Origin of the sequence: Tardiphaga sp., assembly GCF_041424195.1 — a bacterium.
In the GTDB taxonomy this organism is placed as follows: Bacteria; Pseudomonadota; Alphaproteobacteria; order Rhizobiales; family Xanthobacteraceae; genus Tardiphaga.
Genome location: NZ_JBGMOE010000122.1, coordinates 23,062 through 45,928, shown reverse-complemented (window position 1 = coordinate 45,928; position 22,867 = coordinate 23,062). Strand labels below are relative to the sequence as shown.

General features: G+C 63.6%; 22 protein-coding genes. 12 read left to right on the top strand and 10 right to left on the bottom strand.

The window, feature by feature from the left end:
* The first annotated feature begins 82 nt into the window (after positions 1-82).
* Together ACEK02_RS16740 and ACEK02_RS16735 are read left to right on the top strand one after the other, a co-directional pair.
* Complete coding sequence (locus ACEK02_RS16740) at positions 83-1,753, top strand: glutamine--tRNA ligase/YqeY domain fusion protein (RefSeq protein WP_371422710.1); 1,671 nt, start codon at positions 83-85, stop codon at positions 1,751-1,753.
* Between the two features lie 213 nt (positions 1,754-1,966).
* Positions 1,967-4,249: a ComEC/Rec2 family competence protein gene (locus ACEK02_RS16735; RefSeq protein WP_371422737.1), complete on the top strand. Its 2,283-nt coding sequence runs from the start codon at positions 1,967-1,969 to the stop codon at positions 4,247-4,249.
* A gap of 23 nt (positions 4,250-4,272) precedes the next feature.
* Here the strand turns inward: ACEK02_RS16735 and lexA are convergent, their stop codons facing one another.
* The 4 genes from lexA to glp form a co-directional block, all read right to left on the bottom strand.
* Entirely contained in the window at positions 4,273-4,989 is a 717-nt protein-coding gene (lexA, locus tag ACEK02_RS16730; RefSeq protein ID WP_371422709.1) for a transcriptional repressor LexA, read from the bottom strand.
* 301 nt (positions 4,990-5,290) lie between these two features.
* Complete coding sequence (locus ACEK02_RS16725; RefSeq protein WP_371422708.1) at positions 5,291-5,860, bottom strand: N-acetyltransferase family protein; 570 nt, start codon at positions 5,858-5,860, stop codon at positions 5,291-5,293.
* Between the two features lie 21 nt (positions 5,861-5,881).
* The gene (locus ACEK02_RS16720; RefSeq protein WP_371422707.1) at positions 5,882-8,239 is read right to left on the bottom strand and encodes an Orn/Lys/Arg decarboxylase N-terminal domain-containing protein; all 2,358 of its coding nucleotides are present in this window, start codon (positions 8,237-8,239) and stop codon (positions 5,882-5,884) included.
* A 159-nt stretch (positions 8,240-8,398) separates the two neighbouring features.
* On the bottom strand, positions 8,399-9,607 hold the full coding sequence (gene glp / locus ACEK02_RS16715; protein ID WP_371422706.1) for a gephyrin-like molybdotransferase Glp: 1,209 nt from the start codon (positions 9,605-9,607) through the stop codon (positions 8,399-8,401).
* Positions 9,608-9,706: 99 nt separating this feature from the next.
* On the opposite strand from glp, the gene ACEK02_RS16710 reads away from it, so the two are divergent.
* Genes ACEK02_RS16710 through ACEK02_RS16700 form a run of 3 tightly spaced genes read left to right on the top strand, consistent with a single transcriptional unit; the run spans position 9,707 to position 10,975 of the window.
* Positions 9,707-10,006, top strand: a complete 300-nt coding sequence (locus ACEK02_RS16710; RefSeq protein ID WP_371422705.1) for a hypothetical protein — start codon at positions 9,707-9,709, stop codon at positions 10,004-10,006.
* A gap of 57 nt (positions 10,007-10,063) precedes the next feature.
* Positions 10,064-10,246 carry a CbtB-domain containing protein gene (locus ACEK02_RS16705; RefSeq protein ID WP_089264725.1) on the top strand — a complete coding sequence of 61 codons (183 nt, stop codon included), beginning with the start codon at positions 10,064-10,066 and terminating at the stop codon, positions 10,244-10,246.
* Between the two features lie 3 nt (positions 10,247-10,249).
* A complete protein-coding gene (locus ACEK02_RS16700; RefSeq protein WP_371422704.1) occupies positions 10,250-10,975 on the top strand; it encodes a CbtA family protein in 726 nt (241 codons plus the stop codon).
* Here ACEK02_RS16700 and ACEK02_RS16695 read toward each other — a convergent pair.
* Together ACEK02_RS16695 and ACEK02_RS16690 are read right to left on the bottom strand one after the other, a co-directional pair.
* Positions 10,972-11,598, bottom strand: a complete 627-nt coding sequence (locus tag ACEK02_RS16695) for an HAD-IA family hydrolase (RefSeq protein WP_371422703.1) — start codon at positions 11,596-11,598, stop codon at positions 10,972-10,974. The two genes, ACEK02_RS16700 and ACEK02_RS16695, sit on opposite strands and share 4 nt — an antisense overlap.
* 256 nt (positions 11,599-11,854) lie before the next feature.
* Positions 11,855-12,403 (bottom strand): MarR family winged helix-turn-helix transcriptional regulator, encoded by a 549-nt coding sequence (locus tag ACEK02_RS16690; RefSeq protein WP_371422702.1) that lies wholly within the window; start codon positions 12,401-12,403, stop codon positions 11,855-11,857.
* A 176-nt stretch (positions 12,404-12,579) separates the two neighbouring features.
* On the opposite strand from ACEK02_RS16690, the gene ACEK02_RS16685 reads away from it, so the two are divergent.
* The 4 genes from ACEK02_RS16685 (at position 12,580) to ACEK02_RS16670 (ending at position 16,358) form a co-directional block, all read left to right on the top strand.
* On the top strand, positions 12,580-13,785 hold the full coding sequence (locus ACEK02_RS16685; protein WP_371422736.1) for a cytochrome P450: 1,206 nt from the start codon (positions 12,580-12,582) through the stop codon (positions 13,783-13,785).
* A gap of 7 nt (positions 13,786-13,792) precedes the next feature.
* Positions 13,793-14,116, top strand: a complete 324-nt coding sequence (locus tag ACEK02_RS16680) for a 2Fe-2S iron-sulfur cluster-binding protein (RefSeq protein WP_371422701.1) — start codon at positions 13,793-13,795, stop codon at positions 14,114-14,116.
* A gap of 67 nt (positions 14,117-14,183) precedes the next feature.
* The gene (locus ACEK02_RS16675; RefSeq protein ID WP_371422700.1) at positions 14,184-15,398 is read left to right on the top strand and encodes an ABC transporter substrate-binding protein; all 1,215 of its coding nucleotides are present in this window, start codon (positions 14,184-14,186) and stop codon (positions 15,396-15,398) included.
* Positions 15,399-15,926: 528 nt separating this feature from the next.
* A complete protein-coding gene (locus tag ACEK02_RS16670) occupies positions 15,927-16,358 on the top strand; it encodes a hypothetical protein (protein WP_371422699.1) in 432 nt (143 codons plus the stop codon).
* A gap of 21 nt (positions 16,359-16,379) precedes the next feature.
* Here the strand turns inward: ACEK02_RS16670 and moaC are convergent, their stop codons facing one another.
* From moaC to ACEK02_RS16650, 4 genes are all read right to left on the bottom strand, one after another.
* Positions 16,380-16,901: a cyclic pyranopterin monophosphate synthase MoaC gene (gene moaC / locus ACEK02_RS16665; RefSeq protein WP_371422698.1), complete on the bottom strand. Its 522-nt coding sequence runs from the start codon at positions 16,899-16,901 to the stop codon at positions 16,380-16,382.
* 2 nt (positions 16,902-16,903) lie between these two features.
* On the bottom strand, positions 16,904-17,710 hold the full coding sequence (trpC, locus tag ACEK02_RS16660; protein ID WP_371422697.1) for an indole-3-glycerol phosphate synthase TrpC: 807 nt from the start codon (positions 17,708-17,710) through the stop codon (positions 16,904-16,906).
* Positions 17,711-17,717: 7 nt separating this feature from the next.
* A complete protein-coding gene (gene trpD / locus ACEK02_RS16655) occupies positions 17,718-18,737 on the bottom strand; it encodes an anthranilate phosphoribosyltransferase (protein ID WP_371422696.1) in 1,020 nt (339 codons plus the stop codon).
* 117 nt (positions 18,738-18,854) lie between these two features.
* On the bottom strand, positions 18,855-20,768 hold the full coding sequence (locus tag ACEK02_RS16650; protein ID WP_371422695.1) for a peptidylprolyl isomerase: 1,914 nt from the start codon (positions 20,766-20,768) through the stop codon (positions 18,855-18,857).
* A 236-nt stretch (positions 20,769-21,004) separates the two neighbouring features.
* Here ACEK02_RS16650 and ACEK02_RS16645 point away from each other — a divergent pair, with 236 nt between their 5' ends.
* From ACEK02_RS16645 to tpiA, 3 genes are all read left to right on the top strand, one after another.
* Complete coding sequence (locus ACEK02_RS16645) at positions 21,005-21,334, top strand: PepSY domain-containing protein (protein ID WP_371422694.1); 330 nt, start codon at positions 21,005-21,007, stop codon at positions 21,332-21,334.
* A gap of 16 nt (positions 21,335-21,350) precedes the next feature.
* Positions 21,351-21,938 carry a general stress protein gene (locus ACEK02_RS16640; protein WP_371422693.1) on the top strand — a complete coding sequence of 196 codons (588 nt, stop codon included), beginning with the start codon at positions 21,351-21,353 and terminating at the stop codon, positions 21,936-21,938.
* Positions 21,939-22,011: 73 nt separating this feature from the next.
* The gene (gene tpiA / locus ACEK02_RS16635; protein WP_371422692.1) at positions 22,012-22,785 is read left to right on the top strand and encodes a triose-phosphate isomerase; all 774 of its coding nucleotides are present in this window, start codon (positions 22,012-22,014) and stop codon (positions 22,783-22,785) included.
* Positions 22,786-22,867: the final 82 nt, after the last annotated feature.

Below are 22,867 nucleotides of genomic sequence, written 5' to 3'. Positions count from 1 at the left end.
TTTCGCGGGATCCGGCGCCTGATCCGGCCCTTGGCGCGGCCTTCCGGATTTGGCACATAGGGCGCAGCTTGAAAGGCAGCAAATGACAGACGAATCGGTATCCGACGCAGGCCGTGACTTCATCCGCGACATCGTTGCGGCGGACCTGCAATCCGGCAGGCACAAGAGCGTGGTGACGCGCTTTCCGCCGGAGCCCAACGGCTACCTGCATCTCGGCCACGCCAAGTCGATCTGCCTGAATTTCGGCATTGCGGAGGAATTCGGCGGGCACTGCAACCTGCGCTTCGACGACACCAATCCGACCAAGGAAGAGCAGGAATATATCGACGCGATCCAGCGCGATGTGCGCTGGCTTGGTTTCGAGTGGGGGGAGGGCAACCTGCATTTCGCCTCGGACTATTTCGAGCAGCTGTATGCTTGGGCCCAGGACCTGATCCGCGCCGGCAAGGCCTATGTGGACGATCAGTCGCAGGAGGAAATCCGCGTCAAACGGGGCACGCTGACCGAGCCCGGTCAGAACAGCCCGTTCCGGGATCGCAGCGTCGAGGAAAACCTCGACCTGTTCACCCGCATGCGCGCAGGCGAATTTCCGAACGGCGCACGTGTACTGCGCGCCAAGATCGACATGGCGTCGGGCAACATCAATCTGCGCGATCCCGTGATCTACCGCATCCTGCACGCGCATCATCCGCGCACCGGCACGGCATGGAGCATCTATCCGTCCTATGACTTCGCGCATGGCCAGTCCGACGCCATCGAGCATGTGACGCATTCGATCTGCACGCTGGAATTCGAGGACCACCGTCCGTTGTACGACTGGTGCCTGGAAAACCTGCCGGTGCCGTCGCGCCCGCATCAGTATGAATTCGCGCGCCTCAACATGACCTACACGCTGCTGTCGAAGCGCGTGCTGACCGAACTCGTGCGCGGCGGCCATGTCACCGGCTGGGATGATCCGCGCATGCCGACGCTGGCCGGCTTGCAGCGCCGCGGCATTCCGGCCGAAGCGCTGCGTGAATTCATCAAGCGTATCGGCGTCGCCAAGGCCAACTCGACCGTCGATATCTCGATGTTCGATTTCGCCGTGCGCGAGACGCTGAACCGCACGGCGCAGCGGCGCATGGCTGTGCTGAAGCCGCTGAAGGTGGTGATCGAGAACTATCCCGAGGGACAGGTCGAGCAGCTCGAAGCGGTCAATCATCCCGATGATGAAGCGCTGGGCACGCGGCAGATCCCGTTCGGCCGCGAGCTCTACATCGAGCATGACGACTTCATGGAAGAGCCGCCGAAGAAATTCTTCCGCATGGCGCCGGGCCGCGAGGTCCGTTTGCGCTACGGCTATTTCATCACCTGCAAGAGCGTCATCAAGAACGATGCTGGCGAGGTGGTCGAACTGCGCTGCACCTATGATCCGGAAACCCGTGGCGGTAATGCGCCGGACGGCCGCAAGGTCAAGGCGACGATCCATTGGGTGAGCGCCGCGGATGCCGTGCCGGCGGAAGTGCGTGTCTATAACCAGCTGTTTGCCGATCCGCAGCCCAATGCGGCCGAGTTCGCATCGCAGATCAATCCGGAGTCGCTGGAGACACTCAGCGGCGCCATGCTTGAGCCGGCGCTGGCGAGTGACAATACGAGCGACGTCGTGCAGTTCGAGCGTCAGGGCTACTTCTGCCGTGACAAGGATTCAGCGCCGGGCAAGCTCGTTTTCAACCGCACCGTCGGTCTGCGCGACAGCTACGCCAAGCTCGCCTGAGCTCAGGTGTAGGTAAAGCACCGGGGCGCTTGCGCCGGTGCGAAACCCATCACGGTCATGTTTGGTGTTGATGGGTTTCGCGAAGACGCTCTACCCATCCTGCCGCCCTCCGCAGCCCCAGGGATTAGTTTTCGGATTCTGCATCCGTTCCGCTAGTCGCCGGCAGCCCTTCCGATAGCATTCGGGAGGGCGAGCGTGGCGTGCGGGCGTTCGATGGCGCGGGGCGGGGATCAGCAACAGCGGCGGGGCCGATCCGGTACGGCGACCACATGGCCGCCGCCGGCCACGGCAGGCGTTGCTCTTCCGTCAGCGTCGTCATCAACTTTGCGCGTCGAGAAGCTCCGGACGTGGGTGCAGGCCGAAGCCGGTCCCGGTCGCTTGCTGCCCTGGGTGCCGATCGCTTTCGGCAGCGGCATCGCGCTGTATTTTGCCGCCGAGCGCGAACCGGTGGCCTGGGTTGCCGCCGCGACAGCGAGCCTTCTTTGCTTGGCCGCGTTTCTGCTGCGGCGACAACGATGGTTTCCACCGATCATGCTTGTTGCAGCCATCGCGGCCGGCTTTGCTGTGGCCGCCGTGAAGACCTCACGCGTGGGGCATGAGGTTCTGGCGAAGCCGCTCTATTCCGTCGCGTTGACCGGCTTTGTGGAAACCCATGAAGAACGGGAGCGCACGGACCGCTTCGTGCTGCGCGTCGCGACGATGGACAGCCCGCGCGCCGCACCAAAGCTGACGCGTGTCCGGCTCTCGGTGAAGAAAGGGACCGCGCCTGCCGTCGGTCGTTTCATCGAATTGAAGGCAAGGTTGCAGCCGCCGCTGTCGCCGCTCCGGCCGGGCAGCTACGACTTCGGACGCGATCTGTATTTTCAGGGCATCGGCGCGTCCGGTTTTGTGACGGGCGGCATCAAGGCCGTCGATCCGCCGGTACAGCCGAGTGTGACGCTACGCTATTCGGCGACCATGCAGGGGCTGCGTGACGCCATCGACGCACGAATCCGTACCGTGCTTACAGGCGACAACCGCGCTATTGCGACAGCGCTGCTCACGGGGCGCCGCGATGCAATTTCCACCGACGTCAACGACGCGATGTTCATCTCCGGCCTCGGTCATGTACTGTCGATCTCCGGCTATCACATGGCCGTCGTCGCCGGCGTGGTGTTCTTCGCGATACGCGCGCTGCTGGCGCTGATCCCCGTGCTGACGGTGACATTCCCGATCAAGAAGGTCGCGGCAGCGGCGGCGCTGTTCGCAGCGCTATTCTATCTGCTGCTGTCCGGCGGCGAGGTCGCGACGCAACGTTCGTTCTTCATGACGGCCGTGGTGCTGATCGCCGTCATGGTCGATCGCCGCGCGGTGACGTTCCGCACGCTGGCGGTGGCCGCGATGATCGTACTGATCGTGGCGCCCGAAGCGTTGATTCATCCGAGTTTCCAGATGTCATTCGCCGCGACACTGGGGCTGGTCGCATTGGTGCAGATCGGCATGCCCGCGCTGTTTGCCTCTCCCGATCATTCCGCGACAGCGCGCGTGGCGCTATGGGGTGGACGCGAGATTGCAATGCTCGTGCTGGCCTCGCTGGTGGCAGGCCTCGCCACGACGCCCTATGCCGCGTTTCACTTTCATCGCGTCACGCCTTACGGCGTCCTCGCCAATCTGCTGGCGATGCCGGTGGTCTCCGCGCTTGTGATGCCTGCCGGCATTCTCGGGCTCGTGGCTATGCCGTTCGGCTTTGACGGCGTGTTCTGGGGGCTGATGGATCTCGGCATCCAGTGGATGATCGTGGTCGCGCAATGGGTCGCCGCGTTGCCCGGCGCCATCGGCCGGATGCCGGCCTTCGGGACCGGACCGCTGATACTAGCCAGTATCGGCATCATCGTCCTCGGACTGCTGCGCACGCCGTTGCGCTTCGCGGGGGCTGGCGTGCTGGCGCTCTCGATTGTCTGGGCGTTACTGGTCAAGCAGCCGGATGTGCTGATCTCGGGTGACGGTCACAGCGTCGCGGTACGGGGCAGGGACGGGCTTCTGCGCGTGATGCGCAGCGTCAAGGATACGTTTCTGCTGAAAGAGTGGCTCGCCGGCGATGCAGATGCGCGCCTGCCGACGGATGGCTCCCTCAGCCATGGCGTGTCCTGCGACCGCGACGGATGCATCACGCCGCTCGCTGATGGTGCTTTGGTGGCACTGGTGCTGCAGCCGGGTGCATTCACGGATGACTGCGAGAACGCGGCGCTCATCATCACGACGAAACAACCGCCAAAGGATTGCCGTGCGTTGGTGATCGATCAGGATCGCCTGCAACGAAATGGGGCGATGAGTGTGCAGCGAAAGGCGAACGGCTTTGCTATCGACGCTGTGCGGCCGCGCGGCTTGGATCGCCCGTGGTCACGCGCCATTCCCGATGAGCCATCACCCGACACGCCACAGGCGGGTCGTCCGCAGCAAAACCGGCCGCTCGATGCGACGCCGGCGGAAACTGATCTTCAACCCGAAGATCAGTAGTCCGTCAATGCGACAGCCTTGGCTTAGTAGCGCCGGTACAGGCCGATCAGCCTGCCCTGAATGCGGACCCGGTTGGGTGGCAGGATGCGGACTTCATAGGCGTCGTTGGCAGGCTCCAGCGCGATCGACGCGCCGCGGCGACGGAAGCGCTTCAGCGTGGCTTCCTCGTCGTCAATCAGGGCCACCACGATGTCGCCGGTGTCGGCGCTCTCGTTGCGCTGGATCAGCACGGTATCGCCGTCCAGAATGCCGGCGTCCTGCATGGAATCGCCGCGCACTTCGAGCGCGTAATGTTCGCCGGAGCCGAGCATGTCCGCGGGCATGCTGATGGTGTGACTGCGGGTCTGCAGGGCCTCGATCGGCGTACCTGCGGCGATCCGGCCCATCACCGGGATGGCGACAGTCCGACCGTTATCGTCATCGCCGCTACCGATGCTGGCGGCCGGACGCACCCTGCCGAGCGTGCCTTCGATGACACTGGGTGTGAAGCCGCGGCGGCCGGTGCCGCCAGTAACCGGCGCGCCGAGCTCTGGCAACTTGATGACTTCGATGGCGCGGGCGCGGTTCGGCAGCCGGCGGATGAAGCCGCGTTCTTCCAGCGCCGTGATCAGACGGTGAATGCCGGACTTGGAGCGCAGGTCGAGCGCATCCTTCATTTCGTCGAAGGAGGGCGGGACGCCGGCTTCCTTCAGCCGTTGATCGATGAATCGCAGGAGTTCGTATTGTTTGCGCGTGAGCATCTGAAGCCATCCTCAGTTGACGGTGTCGGCCGCCGCGTGCGTTTCAAAGGGCCTTCGAACGGTGAGCCTCAATCCAGGGGCGATCATTCGAAGATCGGTTGCGCGAGTTCGGGCACTCTCAAACTACTCAAAGCCACAGAATCTCGAAACAAATCATGAACGAACACTATATGTTCCATATGTGTTCCGCAATGCTTAATTTGCCGTCAACGGAAAGCGCATTGAGCGCGGCTGAGGGGCTGTTCCTGGCCGGTCGTCGATCTCTTGCCGGATACCGAAAACGCTCCTGCCGGAGCTTGCGCTATGCGGACGTCACCCGCCCGACGGGCGGCGGCGGAGTCGTGGAGCCGGTGGCTAGCGAGCGCTGAACCATGATCGTGTCGGCCCAGCGGCCGGAGCGATAGGCGACACCGGGTAGCAGGCCCACGCGGGCAAAGCCGAAGCTCTCATGAAGGCCGAGCGAGGCCGTGTTGTCGGCATCGATATAGCCGATGATCTGCCGGAAGCCGGCCGCCGCGCAGACGTCGATGAGTTCGCGCATCAACAGTCGGCCGATGCCCTGGCCGACATGTCCGTGGTGGATATAGATCGAATGCTTGACCGTGTAGCGATAGGCCGGTCGTTTGCGGAACAGCACCACATAGGCGTAGCCCACGACCTCGCCGCCTTGCGTGGCGACGAGATGCGGGAACCGTTTGCTGCGCAGGTTCTTGCGCCGGTCTCTGAGATCGTCGGGCTGCGGCGTGTCGGCGTCGCTGACGCCTTCCTCGACGCCTTGCCGGATGTGCCGGCGATAGATCGCCAGCATGGCATCCACGTCGGTGTCGCGTGATGGTCGGATGACGACCGGCTGTTCGAGTTCCGTTGGCAAATCAGGCTCCTTACGTGCTCCCTATTCGGAGACCACGTAAGTGTAAAGCCGGATCCGGCCATTGGCGTCGACCTTGCGGTAGATGCCCTGAATTTCGACGTCGAAGCCCGGGAAGGTGTTGAAGCAGGTCTCGAACATCCGGAGATAGTCGATCATCGGCTTTGAGCGGTCGGTGAGCCGTTCGCCGGGGACGATCGTCGCGATGCCGGGCGGATAGACAACGAACGGCGTCGTCGCGACGCGCCCGAATATTTCGTCGATCGGGAGGTAATCGACGTCGTTGCGCACCAGACAGCGCGCGGCATCGTGAGGTGACATGGCGATCTCCGGCAGATGGTCAGCGGAGAATTGCTTGGTCTGGAGTTCGCTCACATTGGCCTCGCGGAAGAACCGGTGCATGTCGCCGCACAGATCCCGCAGACGTATGCCCGCATAACGCGCGGGCCTGCGCCGTGCGAATTCCGGGATGACGTCTTCAAGCAGCGCGTTGTCGTCATGAAATTTCTTGAAGGCGACAAGGCCCGATATCAGCGTGCCGGCCTTGCTGGCTTCCACGCCGGGTGTCAGCAGGAAGAGCAGCGAGTTGAGGTCGTTCTTCTCGGGGACGATGCGGTTCTCGCGCAGGAACTGAGCGACCACCGGAGCAGGGATGCCATGGTCGGCATAGGCGCCGGTGGTGCGATCGAAGCCCGGCGTCAGCACCGTCAGCTTGTTCGGATCGGTCATGGCGAAACCGGCGACCATGCCGGGAAAGCCATGCCAGGCGGCGTCAGGTGCGAGCTGCCAGTAGGACGGATTGGTGGCCAGCTGGTCGGTGCCGATGCTTTCCCAGGGCACATTGTGAACAGCGCCTTCGCTGGCTGCGTCGGGAATGGCGACGCGCTCGGGCACGAAGGGTTCGAAAAACCAGCGGCGCTCGGCGCGGGTTTCCTTCTCCTCGAACTCGCGGCGCACCGCGCGCATCTTCTTGCGCAGTTCGATGCCAAGGCGGATCGTGTCGTCCCACAACACTTCGCCGGAGCGGCCCTTCATCATCTGCGCGCCGACATCCAATGATGCGAACAGCGGATAGAATGGTGAGGTCGAGGCGTGCTGCATGAAGCTTTCGTTGAAGCGCCGATGCTCGACGCGGCGCTTCTGCCCGCGGATATGCCGATCCTTCATATGGATCTGCGACGCCTGCGAAAAGCTCGCGAGCTGCTTGTGGGTCGACTGCGTCGCAATGATGCCCGGCGAATCCGGGCCGAGCTCCTTGAGCCCCATGGCGAAGCGGCCGGCATAGAGCGGGTGGAATTTCATGAAGCCGGCCCAGGCTTCGTCGAACAGGATGTAATCGCAGAGATGGCCGATGCGCGCGATGATCATCTCGGCGCTGTAGATGGTGCCGTCATAGGTGCACTGTTCCACGACCGCGACACGGAAAGGGCGCGGGCGTTTCCACGCCTCGGGATCGGTGACGAGCGGATTGGTGCGGATGCGCTCGCGCAGCGCGGCCTCGTCGGTGGCGGCCCAGTCCATCGGGCCGATCAGGCCCCACGGATTGCGCGACGTGGGCACATAGATCGGCACACCGCCCGAAATCATCAACGCGCCGTGCAAGGCCGCCTTGTGGTTGTTGCGATCGAACAGCACCAGATCGCCATCGGTGACCAAAGCCGACAGCGCGACCTTGTTGGACGTAGAGGTGCCGTTGAGCACGAAATAGGTCTTCTCCGCGCCAAAAATCTGCGCGGCTTCCTTCTGCGCCTGCAAGGCGGGACCTTCATGAGTCAGCAGGTCGCCGAGATCGAGCACGGAATTGTCGAGGTCGTCGCGAAACACCGCTTCCCCGAGATGTTCCATGAACACGCGCCCGATCGGGCTGCGGCTGTAGAACACGCCGCCATTGTGGCCCGGGCAGGTCCAGAGCTGGTTGCCTTCCTCGGCATAATCCACCAGCGCGCCGAAGAACGGCGTCTTCAGCGTCTCGGCATATTGCTTGAGGCGGCTGATCAGGTTCTTGGCGATGAAGGGTGGCGTTTCCTCGGAGAGGAACACATAGCCGTCGATGAAATCGAGCACCTCGACCGGGACGTCCTCGAACCGTTTGCGGCGGATCAGCAGGATGATGGGGAAGTCCAGGCCGCGTTTGCGCATCAGGTTGATCAGTGCTGCGGTCTTGCCTTCGAGGCCCTTCTTGCCCCAGTCGACTACCATGCAGCCGATCGCCGCGTCGGTCTGGACTGCGATCGTGGCGTCTTCAAGCTTGCGCGCCTTGACGACCTCGAAGCCGGAACGCTCGATCTCATCGACGATCTGATTGAGGCGAATGCCTTCGAGATCGTCGGCGTCGAATGTTGGCATCGCAAACAGGAAATTGAAGCGTTTGAAATAGTCCATCTGTCCACCGATCTTGTTTCGCTGCGATCTCTCGCTGCGTTACGTGACAATTCAGTGACTGAAACCGCGTTGAGGTATCTCAGTCAGGAAAAAGCTTTTGGGAATATGCCGTGAGCAGGAGTTTCGACGGCGGCGGCGTTCTGTGAGGTGTTTCGTCAGCTAGATTGGCAGACGAATGATCACGCAGGAATCGCCGGCAACCGCAGCCGGTGCGAATGGCCTGCGGATCAGAAGTCCTTCGGCAACAGCCAGATTTCCCAGCAGCGATGAGTCCTGTTTCATCACCGGCGTCGCCACCACGGTGCCGTCCGCGCGCGTTTCTAAACGCGTGCGCAGATAATCTTCGCGCTGGTCGTTGGCGGCGAGGTCGCGTCCGAGCACCGCGGGTTCGAGCGCGTGAGCGATTTCGTTTCGGCCGGATAGCGCGCGCAGCAGCGGCACCATGAACAGGAAACCGCAGACATAGGACGAGACGGGATTGCCGGGCAGGCCGATGACGCGCATTCCCTCGCGGCGTCCATGCATCATCGGTTTGCCGGGGCGCATGGCGATGCGCCAGAACGCCATCTCGACGCCGGCATTGATCAGGGATTGCTGCACGAGGTCGTGGTCGCCGACCGACGCGCCGCCGGTGGTGATCAGCACGTCGGCCCTCAGATCGATCGCGCGCTGAATGGCTGCCGTGGTCGCCTCCAGCGTATCCACGGCGATGCCGAGATCGACCACCTCGGCGCCTTCGGCACGCGCCAGCGCACGCAGTGCGAAGCCATTGGAGAGCACGATCTGGCCGGGGCCGGGGACCGCGCCGGGCATCACCAGTTCATCGCCGGTGGCAAGCACGGCAACGACCGGCCGTCGCCGCACGGGCAATGACGGATGGTTCATGCCCGCGGCAAGCGCAAGGTCGCGATCGGTGAGGCGGGTGCCGGCGCGCAGCAGCACGTCCCCTTCGTTAAAATCGACGCCGGCCGGGCGGATATGCTTGCCGGAGATGGCGGCCTCGTTGATCCCGACGACGTCGCCATCGCGCGCGGTGTCTTCCTGGATTACGACGGCGTCGGCACCAGCGGGCAGCACGCCGCCGGTGAAAATTCGCAGGGCTTCGCCGGTCTGCAGCGGGCGGTGGAACGGCTTGCCCGCGGCGATCTCGCCGATGACGCGGAGCTTGGCGCCCAGTGTCGCATCGGCAGCGCGCACAGCATAACCGTCCATCGCTGACATGGGCTCTGGCGGCTGCGTTCGCAGCGAAGCGATGTCGCGGGCGAGCACGCGGTGGAATGCATCTTCCAGCGGCACCATCTCCTCAGGCAGCGCATCGGCGCCCGCGAGAATCGCAGCCATGGCATCGGTAACCGGCATCAGGGCCATCGCGGGGATCTCCGGCAGTGTGGGCGCCCGTCATAGCGGAGAGCGGGAGCGGACGCAAAACCACGGCAGCTTTGGCAGGGCCGGGAAACACGATAGACATTGGCGATCATGACCGACAACCACGCTGAAACCGACGATGATGAGCCTGTCTGGCGGGTAGATGTCGATGCGCTGGCATTCCGGCCGTCCGGCCATCGCGGGCTGTGTATGGTGCACCGTCATGCGTTCCGGACGCTGCTCCGGCGCTATCCGTCGCCGGAGGAATGCGCAGCCTATTTCCGCGACCACAGTGGGGTGTTCCAGGCGGCGGCCGGCGCCAAGCTCGTGCGCGCCTCGGTGGCGGCTGATGCGAATTTCCATCTGACCAGCCGCGATCTGGCCCGCGCGATGCAAAATTAGCGGTCGCGCCGCCGGTACAACTCGGCTAAATTGGCCCTCTATTTCGCGAGGATTCCGATGCAACAGACCCAGACCGCCCAGATCTCCGCCGTCACCACCGACGTCAATGTCGTCGTGCAGGCCGTTCTGGCCATGGCGCTCGGTCTGTTCATCGTCGGCGTGGTCGGGTTCTCGCATATCAGCGCCGTCCACAATGCGGCCCATGACACGCGCCACGCCAACGCGTTCCCCTGCCACTGAGATATGTCCGTCTTCAGGTCGATCGTTTTCTCGGCAGCGCTGGCTGGCGTGATCACTGGCGCTGCCGTCACCGGCGCACAGATGGTCGGGACCATTCCGCTGATCCAGAAAAGCGAAGTCTATGAGCGCAAGGCGGAAGCTCCGGCTGCTGTCGCGCCGACGGCTGCCGCGCAGCCCGCGCATCCGCACGACCATGGCGCCGCCGCCCATAGCCATGAGGCCGAATGGGAGCCCGCCGAGGGCTTTCAGCGCAATGCCTTCACCACCGGCGCCAATATCCTGACCGCCATCGGTTTCGCATTGCTGCTGGCCGGCATCTTCGCGCTGCGTGGCCGTGCGGTCGAATGGCGCGAAGGACTGTTCTGGGGTCTCGGTGGCTTTATCGTGTTCACCATGGCGCCTGGACTTGGCCTGCCGCCGGAGCTTCCAGGCATGCCGGTCGCCGACCTCACGCTGCGCCAGACCTGGTGGATCGGCACCGCCTGCGCCACCGCCGCGGGGCTTGGCCTGCTGGTGTTCCGCAAGGCGTCATGGGCCGCCATTCTCGGCCTCGGCCTGATCGTGCTGCCGCATCTGATCGGGGCGCCCCAGGCGCCTGCGGGCCACACCGATGTCCCGGAAGCCCTGTCGCACAGTTTCGTGGTTGCGGCGACACTGACCAGCCTGCTGTTCTGGGCACTGCTCGGCGTGCTCACCAGCATCGCCTTCCAGCGCATCTCGCGGGCTTAAAGCCCGAGTGCCGTCAGCGCCTCGGCGACGGAAGTCGGCGAGGTGACGTGGACGGCCTGCAATCCGCAAGCACGGGCGCCGTCGATATTTTCCTTGAGGTCATCGAAGAACACGATGCGTTCAGCGGGCACGCCGATGGCTGAGATCACGTGCTGATAGGCGTCCGCATGGGGCTTGCGCAGCTTGATTGTCGACGACAGGAAGATTTCGCGGAAATGCGAGAGCACCTTGGCGTAGTGCTGCGAGAAATGCGCGACATGCGCGTTGTTGGTGTTTGAGAAGGCGTAGAGCGGCAAGCGTGTCGCAGCCCGCTCGAGCAGCGGTGCGATGCCGGGCATTTCGCCGATAAATGTGGCATTCCAGCCTGCGAGAAGCTCTGCATCAGAGAGCGTGACGCCGAGCGATTGCCGCAGCATTGCGAAGAATTCTTCGTCGCTGATCAAGCCGGTCTCATAACGCCAGAACGTCTCGTCGCGGACGAAGCGCGCAAGGATATCCGCTGGCTTGCATCCGGCGCGCTCAGCCCATGCGGTCACCGTTCGCTCGATATCGAAATTGATCACGACGCGGCCGAGATCGAACAGCAGCGCGTCGGCGGAGTGGGGCGCGAGGGGCAAGGTCATCAGCTTCCTCTAACGATCTCTGAAATTCGGCAACGGACGTGCTGCAGCGCAGGTTAGCGGATGGTGACAGAAAATCCTTGCCCCTCGTGACAAACCGTCCCGATAATTTTTGTTGCCGAGGCAACTAATTCATGAGAGCCTTTCCAGAGAGGGCGCGTAAGAGAGCAGTCAACTGCCGCGCCCCGCAGGGAGAGGAACGATGGTGGACCGCTTGTGCGGGACAGCGCTTGATGCTGCGTGCGCGATCCGTGCCGGCTTAGCCGGTCACAGCGCCGAGATTGCTGTGAATGCGTCGCAGCAGGTCGACGAGCACTTCGCGTTCGCTTTCATCCAGACAGGACAGCAGCTTTCGCTCGCGTTCCAGCGCGGTCACGATGACGGCGTCATGGGTCGTGCGCCCTTTCGTTGTCAGCGTAATGGAATGGGTCCGCGCGTCGTCGGGGTCGGCGTTGATGGCGACCAGGCCGCGCTCTTCCAGCATGGCCAGCGTGCGGCTGACAGGCCCCTTGTCGAAACCGATGACGTGGCAGATGCGCGAGGCGGGAATGCCGGGCTCGATCGCCAGCAGCGACATGATGCGCCACTCGGTGACATTCACGCCAAACCGCTTCTGATAGAGGACGGTCGCGTTGCGCGAGAGCTTGTTCGCAATGAAGGTGATGAAGGCCGGCACATAGCGCTCGAGATCGAGCAGTTGCCCGCCTTTGGAAGCGGGCGCTCTCGCGGCGACAGTCCTGACATTGGCCTTTGTCGCTTTCGCCTTGGCGGGCTTTCGAGCCGATTTGCCCGATCCAGTCTTGCTCATGCGCCACGATCCTGCCTGCCTGCGTGATGCCGTCGAAATCGGCGAGATCACGTGGTCCTGAGGAATAGAGATACGCAGCCGCAATTGCCAACAAGAAAATACGGGAGGTTTACATGGTCGCCACGGTTACGACAGCGCCGCCCCACACCACGCAGGTGCTGGCTTTTGGCAGCCCGATGCCGAACGGCGCGGGACCCCAGCCTGTCGTCCATCTCGACGTCGATCCCTTCGCTATGGACTTCTTCGCCGATCCGCATCCCACCCACGAGGTGCTGCGTGAGGCTGGACCGGTGGTGTATCTCGACAAATGGAACGTCTATGCGGTGGCGCGCTATGCCGAAGTTCATGCGGTACTGAACGATCCCGCAACGTTCTGCTCGAGCCGCGGCGTGGGTCTGAGCGACTTCGCCAAGGAGAAGCCGTGGCGGCCGCCCAGCCTCATTCTCGAAGCCGACCCGCCGGCGCATACGCGTACGCGCGCGGTTCTCAACAAGGTGTTGTCGCCGGCAGTGATGAAGCAGTTGCGGGACGGGTTTGCCGCGGCGGCTGATGCAAAGGTCGATGAGCTCCTGGAGCGGGGCAGTTTCGACGCCATCGCGGATCTCGCCGAAGCCTATCCTTTGTCGGTGTTTCCCGATGCGGTGGGCCTGCAACAGGAGGGCCGCGAAAACCTGCTGCCTTATGCCGGTCTCGTCTTCAATGCCTTCGGGCCGCCGAACAAATTGCGTCAGGACGCCATCGAACGCTCGGCACCGCATCAGGCCTATGTGCAGTCGCAATGCCAGCGCGAGAATCTCGCGCCCGGTGGTTTCGGCGCCTGCATCCATGCGCGGGTCGAGACTGGCGACATCACCGCGGACGAGGCGCCACTGCTGGTGCGCTCGCTGCTGTCGGCGGGACTGGACACGACGGTGAACGGCATCGGTGCCGCGGTCTATTGCCTGGCGCGCTACCCGCAGGAATTCGCGCGGTTGCGCAGCGACCTGTCGCTGGCGCGCAACGCTTTCGAGGAAGCGGTGCGTTACGAAAGCCCCGTCCAGACCTTCTTCCGCACCACGACGCGCGACGTCGAGATCAGCGGCTGCCGCGTCGGTGAGGGCGAGAAGGTGCTGATGTTCCTGGCCGCAGCCAACCGCGATCCGCGCCGCTGGGCCGATCCCGAACGATACGACATCACCCGCAAGACATCGGGCCATGTCGGCTTCGGCTCCGGGATCCACATGTGCGTCGGGCAGCTCGTGGCCCGGCTCGAGGGCGAGGTGATGCTGTCCGCACTGGCGCGCAAGGTCGCAGCCATCGAGATCACCGGCGAGGTCAAGCGCCGCTACAACAACACGCTGCGCGGGCTGGAAAGCCTGCCGGTCAGCTTCACGCCTGCCTGAGGATTCCATGCCGAGCATTACGTTCATTCATCACGACGACCGCGCCGAGACAGTCAGCGCCAATGACGGCGACAGCGCCATGTATACGGCGCTGCTGCATGGCATCGACGGTATCACGGGCGAATGCGGCGGCGGCGCGGTCTGTGCCACCTGCCATGTCTATGTCGACGGCAACTGGCTGGGCAAGGTTGGCGCAGTCGGTACCGACGAGGATGAGTTGCTGGAAGGTGTCGCCAGCGAGCGGCTGCCGAACAGCCGGCTGTCGTGCCAGATCAGGATCACCGAGGCGCTCGACGGCCTCGTGCTCCGGCTGCCGGAGCGACAGGTGTAACTCGCAAGCAAGATCGCGACCGGCAACGTCCGGACCCGCGTAACAAAGTCAGAGGGGGAAGACGACAATGAAGGGCTTGAAGACAGTTTTGGCGGCCGCGGCATCCTGCGTGATGACGACGGCGGTGCAGGCGCAGGTGTCCGACGATGTGGTGCGCGTCGGTGTGCTCAACGATATTTCCGGCGTGTTCCAGGACACCAACGGAATGGGCTCGGTGGAAGCCGCGCGAATGGCCGCCGAGGATTTCAACGGCGGCGGCAAGAACATCAAGGTCGAGATCGTCTATGCCGACCATCAGAACAAGGCCGATGTCGGTTCCGCCATCGCGCGCAAATGGCTCGATGTCGAGAAGGTCGATGCCATCGTCGACGTGCCGAATTCGTCGGTCGGTCTCGCCATCAACAATATCGCCCGCAACACCAGGATGACGTTCCTGGCTTCGTCGACAGCAACCTCGGACCTCACCGGCAAGGACTGCTCGCCGAACACCATCCAGTGGGTCAACGACGCATGGGCCACAGGCAACACCACGGCGGCAGCGATGATGCAGCGGGGCGGTGACGATTGGTACTTCCTCACGGTGAATTACGCGCTGGGGCAGGGCATCGAGGCCGAGGCCACCAACTACATCACGAAGAATGGCGGCAAGGTGCTGGGGTCGTCGAAGCACCCGCTCGGCACCTCCGACTTCGCCTCGCTCTTGCTGCAGGCGCAGAGCTCCAAAGCCAAGGTGATCGGTCTCGCCAATGCCGGAGCCGATGCCATCAATGCGGTGAAACAGGCCGGCGAGTTCGGCATGCAGGACGGCCCGCAGAAACTGGTCGCGTTCCTGATCTTCATCAACGATGTTCACGGCATGGGCCTGAAGACCGCGCAGGGCCTGTTGCTGACGGAATCCTTCTACTGGGACATGGATGACGACACCCGCGCTTTTGGCAAACGCTTTGCGGCGCGGCCGGGCATGAACGGCAAGATGCCGAGCGCCAATCAGGCGGGCGTCTATGCCTCCACGCTGGCCTATCTCAATGCCGTGGCCGCCAAGGGCAGCGACGATGCCAGTGTTGTCGTACCGCAGATGAAGACCTTCAAGGGCAAGGACAGACTGTTCGGTGAGGTCACCATCCGTGCCGATGGCCGCGTCATCCACCCGATCTACCTGTTCGAGATCAAGAAGCCGGCGGAGTCGAAAGGACCGTATGACTATTACAAGCTGCTCTCGACCATCCCGGCCGAAAAGGCGTTCCGGCCGATGGCCGAAGGCGGCTGCCCGATGATCAAGTAGCCAATTGCGCACCGATGCCGGCAACGCGTGTCGTTTCCGGCCGCAGCGCAACCGGCCACGTCTCGTGCGTAAACACCGTGATGACAGCGATCGCTGAAATCCGCCCCTATTCAGGTTACCGCAAAACTTACAATGCGCGCGCGTAACTATGTAGCGCGCATTCACACCCGGCCTCGTCCGGCTTGGTAATGCAGATCCCGCCACGAGAGCCAGCCTGGATGTCTCATCCGTCCGGTTGGTCGCTTGATGTGGCCCGGGACCGCCGCCAAACACCCCCCATGTCGCGCGCGGTCCCGGTTATTGTTCGTAAACAAGATCGATGATGGCGCAGGATCGCGATTTCGCAGCGATGACGCGCTCTGGGACCTTCATGAGAAGTTGCGCGTCCTGCTCGCCGCGCAGCGGGGGCAGCTCGATGAGCGGCTGCGCGATGTCGAACAGTTTCGATGTCCCTGGCGATCATCGGGAATTATTTGCGGCAACCGGGGTTCTGAGGATGGGGGCCCACACCTGCGACAGGAGTGTGCCATGCTCAGGAAAATGTTGATCGGACTTGCCACAATTGCGGCCATCGGCATGACGTCCGTGCCGATGGATGCTTCCGCGCGCGGCGGCGGGGGCGGCCATGGCGGTGGTGGTGGTTTCCACGGTGGTGGTGGTTTTCACGGAGGTGGCTTCCATGGCGGCGGTATGGCCATGGGCGGCCTGCGCGGCGGCGGATTCGGTGCAACTCGTTTCGCCGCCATGTCCGGTGGAGCACATTTCGCCGGAGTGTCCAATCGAGGCTTCAACCACTTCGGTCACCACAATCGCCACTTCCGGAATTTCGCCCCGTTTGCGATCGGATTCGGTTCGTCCTACGCCTATATGGGCTATCCGTATTACGACAACTGCTATGACGTTGTACGGGTGCGGACTTATCACGGTTGGCGATGGCGGCGCGTGTATGTCTGCGGCTGACGCCGGGCGACCGCGGGGTATTCAATTCGCGGCGTTGTCCGTCACCAGATAGTGCCCGGACTTGCCGCCCTTTTTCTCGACGAGGTGGATGCCCTCGATGCGGACACCGCGCTCCACGGCCTTGATCATGTCGTAGATCGTCAGGCACGCGATCGACACCGCAGTGAGCGCTTCCATCTCGACGCCGGTCGGGCCACTGACCTTGACGGCGGCACGGACGCGGCAGCCCGGCAGTTTCTTGTCGGGCGTGATGTCCAGGGTGACTTTCGACAGCGCCAGCGGATGGCACAGCGGGATCAGGTCCGACGTACGCTTTGCCGCCATGATGCCGGCGATACGCGCCGTGCCGAGCACATCGCCCTTCTTGGCATTGCCGGAGATGATCATGTCGAGCGTCGCCTTGCTCATGATCACCAGACCTTCGGCCACCGCGATGCGTTCGGTCGCCGGTTTCTCCGACACATCGACCATGCGGGCTTCGCCCGAGGAATCGATGTGGGTGAGGGCGGGGGCCTGCTTCGATTTCTTCGTCTTGCCGGCCATGATCAATGCGTTCCGTTCGCGCGCTTGAGCAGCGTTTGCGTTGCCGCCGTCACGTCCGCCTGCCGCATCAGGCTCTCCCCGACCAGGAAGGTGGAGATGCCGACGCGCTCGAGGCGCGCAAGATCGTCCGGCGTGAAGATGCCGCTTTCGCCGACCTTCAGACGATCCCGGGGGATCATCGGCGCGAGCGTTTCGCTGGCGGTCAGCGTGGTCTCGAAGGTGCGCAGGTTGCGGTTGTTGATGCCGATCATCGGCGAGCGCAGATTCAGTGCCCGCTCCAGCTCCGGCTGGTCATGGATTTCGATCAGCACGTCCATGCCGTGGTCGATGGCAGCGTCCTCGATATCACGCGCCTGCGCATCGTCGAGTGCGGCCATGATGATCAGGATGCAATCGGCACCATGGGCACGCGCCTCGACCACCTGATAGGTGTCGAACATGAAGTCCTTGCGCAGTACCGGCAGTTTGGTCGCGGCGCGCGCCGCGACCATGAAGTCGAGATGGCCTTCGAACGATGGCGTATCGGTCAGGACCGAGAGACACGCGGCGCCGCCGGCCTCATAGGCCTTGGCCAGCGTCGGTGGGTCGAAGTCTTCGCGAATGAGCCCCTTGGACGGTGAGGCTTTCTTGATTTCGGCGATCAACGCGAACTCGTTCTTGTCGAGCTTCTTGTGGATCGCGGTCATGAAGCCGCGCGGCGCCGACGCAGCCCTGGCCAGCGCTTCGATGGAAGCGATGGGATGGGCGCGTTTCGCCGCCGCGATTTCTTCGCGCTTGTAGGCTTCGATCTTGGTCAGGATGTCGGACATCGTTGTCTCACACCTTGGCGTTGGAGACGGCGACCAGTCGCTTCAGCTTCTCCAGCGCGGCGCCGCTGTCGAGCGACTTCTGACCGAGTGCCACGCCCTCCTTCATGTCCTTGACCTTGCCCGCCACGATCAATGCCGCGGCTGCATTGAGGAGCGCCACGTCACGGAAGGCACTCGGCTTGCCGTCGAGCACGGCCTGCAGCGAGGCGGCGTTTTCCTGCGCGTCGCCGCCCTTCAGGGAATCCGGACCGGTGCGCGGCAGACCAGCGTCCTCGGGCGAAATCTCGAAGCTGCGGATATTGCCGTTTTCCAGCGCCGCCACGAAGGTCGGGCCGGTGAGGGTGATCTCATCGAGGCCGTCGGAGCCGTGCACCACCCAGGCGGATTCCGAACCGAGGTTCTTCAACACCTGTGCGAGCGGCAGCACCCACTGCCGCGAGAACACGCCGACCATTTGCCGCGTGACGCCGGCGGGATTGGACAGAGGCCCAAGCAGATTGAAAATCGTGCGGGTAGCGAGCTCGACGCGGGTCGGGCCAACATTCTTCATGGCCGGATGATGCGCCGGCGCAAACATGAAGCCGATGCCGGTTTCCATCAGGCAGCGGCTGACATCCTCGGGGGTGAGGTCGATCTTGACGCCAAGGGCCGCCAACACGTCTGCGGCACCGGAGCGCGACGACAGCGCGCGATTACCGTGCTTGGCAACTGGCACGCCGCAGCCGGCGACGATGAAGGAGGCGCAGGTCGAAACGTTGACGGAGCCGGAGCCATCGCCGCCGGTGCCGACGACATCGACAGCGCCGGCCGGTGCGTCGACCCGCAGCATCTTGCCGCGCATCACCTCGACCGCGCCGGTGATCTCGTCCACGGTCTCGCCGCGCACGCGCAATGCCATCAGCAGGCCGCCCATCTGCGACGGGGTGGCTTCGCCCGACATCATGCTGTCAAAGGCCGCCGAGGCTTCCTCACGCGAGAGGGAGGCGCCGGTCGCGACCTTGGCGATGATTGCCCTGAGATTGTCCATCGAATGCTTTCAGAGTGATGCAATGAGGCCTTGTAGGATGGGTAGAGCGTTAGCGAACCCCATCACCTGCGATGCGGGGCGATGGGTTTCGCCTGCGGCTCTACCCATCCTACAGCCCTAATTGGTGTTGCTGTTTGCGGCGCCGGTGGCGATCGCAACGGCTTCTGCGTTGATCTTGGTGCCGATCTGCGTTTCGAGCCTGGTAACGTACTGCGCGACCTGTTCGTCGGTCAGTCCGCGCTGCAACGTCTCCTTCAGCTTCTTGGCATCTTCGGACGCCATGTCGACCGTCGGTGCGGTGATATCGGTGATCCGGTAGACGATCCATTCCGACGGCGTGGCGCCCTGAGCCTGTCCGGCAGAATCCTTGACGCCGCGGAACACGGACTGGATCACGCCAGCCGACAGGGCAGGGTCGCTCGCGTCACGCTTGAACGGCGCAGAGGTGACGACCTTGAGTCCGGCTGCAGCGGCTTCGTCGGCGAGCTTGGCGCCGCTTTCGAGCTTCTTCGCCATATCGACGGCCTTGTCGCGCAGGCGCGTGGTGATCTGCTCTTCGCGCCAACGCGCCTCGACCTGGGCCTTCACTTCGTCGAGCGTGCGGTCGCGCGCAGGCGTGACGCCGAGTACGTCGTACCAGATGTAACCCCCACCGGCCTGCAATGCGTCGTTGTCGACGCCGACATCGCTGTTGAAGGCCTGGGTCACGACGTCCACACCCGTGGGCAGGCCGGCAACGGGCTGGCCGTCCGGCGCACGGCCGGAGCGATCGACCGCCTCGATGGTGACGGCGGTGAGGCCGAGCTTCTTGGCGGTATCGACGACATTGGCGCCGCCGCCGCGTTCGTCCTCGATCTTGTTATGCATGTCGGACACGACGGCGCGTGCGCGCTCGATGGCGATATCGCGCTTCAGGTTGGCGGCCACACTGTCATAGCTCGGCGTCGTGCCGGCCTGAACCTTGCCGACCTTGACCACCGTGACGCCGAATCGTCCGGTGATCGGCTGGCTGATGCTGTCCGGTGCCAGCGAGAAGGCGGCATTGGCGACGGAGGGGTCGAGAATGCCCGATTTGGCAACCATGCCGAGATCGATGTCGGAGGCGGACAGGCCGCGTTCCTTGGCGAGATCCTCGAACTTGAACGTATCGTTCAGCTTGGCGCGACCGGCTTCGGCGTCTGCCGCGTTCGGGAAGACGATCTGCGAGATCTGGCGCTGCTCCGGCGTGGAAAGCTTGTCCTTGCGCTCCTCGAACACTTTCCGGGCGTCGTCGTCCGACACTGTCGACCACTTCGCCATCTCATCAGGCGTCAAGGCGAGGAAGGCGATCTTGCGATATTCGGGGGCGCGGAACTGGGTCTTGCGCTCGTCGAAATAGGCGGCGAGGGCTTCGGGCGAGGGCGCCTCAATGGTCCCGGCCTGCGCGGCATCGAGCTTCACGTAATCGATGGTGCGGGTCTCGTTCTGGTAGCGGCTCAGCGCCTCGATCATCGTCTTCGGCGGTTCGACGCCGGCAGTTACGGTGCCGGCGATCTGGCGGCGCAGCGAAACCTTGCGCTGTTCGGCGATATAGCGCTGTTCGGTAAAGCCGAGCGAACGGATCAGCTGCTGGAAGCGCGGCGCATCGAAGCCGCCGGTGGGGCTCTGAAAGTTCGGATCCGCAACGATCTGCCGCATCACCTCGGCATCCGCCACACCCAGACCCTTGCGGCGCGCGTCCTCGTCCAGGGCGGCTTCGGCGACAACCTGCTGCAGCACCTGGCGGTCGAGGCCGAAGGCTCGGGCCTGATCCGAGGTCAGCGGGCGGCCGAACTGGCGGCCGATCTGCTGCAGCTTGTCGTTATAGAGCTGGCGGAACTGCTCGGTCGTGATCTCGGTCGAGCCGATGGTGGCGAGCTTGGATTGGCCGTAGCCCTTGAACGCGTCGGCGATGCCCCAGATGCCGAAGCTCACGATCAGCACGCCCATCACGACGGCCATAATCGTCTTGCCAATCCAGTTGGATGAGGCTTTGCGCATTCCTCGAAGCATAGGGTCTTCTTATCTGTCAGGAGGGGAATCGGCTCGCACCAGCAGCCCATGGGGGCCGGAGGGCGTCGCCAAATAGGAGGCGCATCATAAAGTGGCAAAAGCCCCGTCGCAACCGGCTGGGACGGGGCGGATTGAAGCGGTTTCCGGCGCTCCGGCGGGACGTTACCGGCAGATGGAACTTTCCGGCCTGCTGCCGCTTTGTTGAGAGGGCCGTGCAGGCCCGTCGGGGAGAGATCATGCGGGTCGGATGGCGATCGGGAGTTGCCGCCTGCGGCATCTGGATGGTGTTGATGCCTGCATGTGCACAGCAAAATCCTGCGATGCAGAACCCCGCTGTGACCGAGTCGACGAAGTCGCAGGCGAAAACGACGACGCCGCCCCTTCCCGGAGCCAATAGTTTCGCTGAGGGGCAGGCCCGCAAGCTGTTGGAGTCACAGGGCTATACTGAAATCTCGCCACTGGTGAACGACAGCCAGGGGATCTGGCGCGGCACCGCCATGAGCGGATCCAGGAAATTCCAAGTCAGCGTCGATTACAAAGGCAACGTCTCTGCCACTCCGGAATGACTACAGGGACAGCACGATGAGCAAGGTGACGATCTCCCGACTGTTCGATGATTATGCGGACGCGCAAAAGGCGGTGGTCAGTCTGCGTGAGGCCGGCGTGGCCGAGGACGACATCAGCATCATCGCCAACAATGCCGACAAATGGTACGCGCCCGACTATGCCGCAGGTGCCAGCAAGGGCGCCGCGATCGGCGCTGGTTTCGGCGGCTTCGGCGGGCTTCTCGCAGGCCTTGGCTTGCTGGCGATTCCCGGCCTCGGGCCGGTGGTCGCGGCGGGGTGGCTCGCCGCTGCAGCGGCGGGCGCGGTAGCCGCGGGCGCTGCCGGTGGCGTCATCGGAATGCTGGCGGAAGCCGGCGTCGCCGTGAACGATGCCGAAGTCTATGCCGAGAGCATTCGCCGCGGAGGCAGCTTCGTCAGTGCCAAGGTCGAGGTGGCCGACAGGGATCGGCTTGAGGCGCTCCTGCATCCATCCTCCGTCGATATCGCAAAGCGCCGCAGCGATCTGGCCTTAACGGGCTGGAGCAAGTTCGATCCTTCGGCGCCTGACCTCACGGCTGACCAGATCAAGCGAGAGCGCGAGTTGAGGGGCACTAAACCTGCCTAAGCTGCAAGTCAGCTTGAGCTGACGGATCACCTCTGTTAGCTCAAACAACCTCTTTCAATCACAGGATACTCTCATGACTGATGCCGTTCGGCCGCTGATCGCTGGCAACTGGAAAATGAACGGCCTCAAGGCGTCAATGACCGAGTTCGAGGCGATGCTGCGCGGTGCGCCCGATGTGCTGGACAAGGCCGACCTGCTGGTCTGTCCGCCGGTCACGCTGTTGGCGATGTTTGCGTCGAAGGCATCGAGCTTTGGACAGGAGGGCAATCATGTCGTCTCAGTCGGGGCGCAGGATTGCCACAAGAATGTCTCAGGCGCGCATACCGGCGATATCGCGCCGGAAATGCTGGCAGATGCCGGCGCAATCGCGGTTATCGTTGGACATTCCGAGCGCCGCGCCGATCACGGCGAGACCGATGCTGTGGTTCGCGAAAAGGCGCTCGCCGCCTGGCGCGCCGGGCTGACCGCCATCGTCTGCATCGGCGAGACCCAGGCCGAGCGCGATGCCGGCAAGACGCTCGACGTCTGCGACACCCAGCTCCAGGGCTCGCTGCCGGACGATGCCACCTCAGGCAACCTGATCGTGGCCTATGAACCGGTCTGGGCGATCGGTACGGGATTGACCCCGACAGCCCAGGATGTCGAGCAAGTTCATAAGTTTATCCGGGATCGTTTGATTGAGCGCTTTAAGAGCGAGGGGGTCTCGATCCGCATTCTCTATGGCGGTTCGGTCAAGCCATCCAACGCCAGGGAGTTGATGGCGGTTCCTCACGTGAACGGTGCGCTGGTGGGCGGCGCCAGCCTGAAGGCTGCCGATTTCCTTGCGATCGCGGCGGGCTGTCCTTAACTAGCTCGAATTGCTGGACTACGCGGGAAGCAATGGCGGCTCTGGGAGCGCTCCCTTCACACGGGAGCGGTCAAAGGTTGGC

Coding starts and splice junctions, on each gene's coding strand:
- ACEK02_RS16685 (WP_371422736.1), top strand. CDS start 12,580: ATGCCGAACGGCGCGGGACCCCAGCCTGTCGTCCATCTCGACGTCGAT.
- trpC (WP_371422697.1), bottom strand. CDS start 17,710: ATGTCCGACATCCTGACCAAGATCGAAGCCTACAAGCGCGAAGAAATC.
- ACEK02_RS16670 (WP_371422699.1), top strand. CDS start 15,927: ATGCTCAGGAAAATGTTGATCGGACTTGCCACAATTGCGGCCATCGGC.
- ACEK02_RS16695 (WP_371422703.1), bottom strand. CDS start 11,598: ATGACCTTGCCCCTCGCGCCCCACTCCGCCGACGCGCTGCTGTTCGAT.
- glp (WP_371422706.1), bottom strand. CDS start 9,607: ATGGCCCTGATGCCGGTTACCGATGCCATGGCTGCGATTCTCGCGGGC.
- ACEK02_RS16645 (WP_371422694.1), top strand. CDS start 21,005: ATGCGGGTCGGATGGCGATCGGGAGTTGCCGCCTGCGGCATCTGGATG.
- ACEK02_RS16680 (WP_371422701.1), top strand. CDS start 13,793: ATGCCGAGCATTACGTTCATTCATCACGACGACCGCGCCGAGACAGTC.
- ACEK02_RS16700 (WP_371422704.1), top strand. CDS start 10,250: ATGTCCGTCTTCAGGTCGATCGTTTTCTCGGCAGCGCTGGCTGGCGTG.
- moaC (WP_371422698.1), bottom strand. CDS start 16,901: ATGGCCGGCAAGACGAAGAAATCGAAGCAGGCCCCCGCCCTCACCCAC.
- ACEK02_RS16675 (WP_371422700.1), top strand. CDS start 14,184: ATGAAGGGCTTGAAGACAGTTTTGGCGGCCGCGGCATCCTGCGTGATG.
- ACEK02_RS16740 (WP_371422710.1), top strand. CDS start 83: ATGACAGACGAATCGGTATCCGACGCAGGCCGTGACTTCATCCGCGAC.
- lexA (WP_371422709.1), bottom strand. CDS start 4,989: ATGCTCACGCGCAAACAATACGAACTCCTGCGATTCATCGATCAACGG.
- ACEK02_RS16640 (WP_371422693.1), top strand. CDS start 21,351: ATGAGCAAGGTGACGATCTCCCGACTGTTCGATGATTATGCGGACGCG.
- ACEK02_RS16650 (WP_371422695.1), bottom strand. CDS start 20,768: ATGCTTCGAGGAATGCGCAAAGCCTCATCCAACTGGATTGGCAAGACG.
- ACEK02_RS16705 (WP_089264725.1), top strand. CDS start 10,064: ATGCAACAGACCCAGACCGCCCAGATCTCCGCCGTCACCACCGACGTC.
- ACEK02_RS16720 (WP_371422707.1), bottom strand. CDS start 8,239: ATGGACTATTTCAAACGCTTCAATTTCCTGTTTGCGATGCCAACATTC.
- tpiA (WP_371422692.1), top strand. CDS start 22,012: ATGACTGATGCCGTTCGGCCGCTGATCGCTGGCAACTGGAAAATGAAC.
- ACEK02_RS16690 (WP_371422702.1), bottom strand. CDS start 12,403: ATGAGCAAGACTGGATCGGGCAAATCGGCTCGAAAGCCCGCCAAGGCG.
- trpD (WP_371422696.1), bottom strand. CDS start 18,737: ATGGACAATCTCAGGGCAATCATCGCCAAGGTCGCGACCGGCGCCTCC.
- ACEK02_RS16735 (WP_371422737.1), top strand. CDS start 1,967: ATGGCGCGGGGCGGGGATCAGCAACAGCGGCGGGGCCGATCCGGTACG.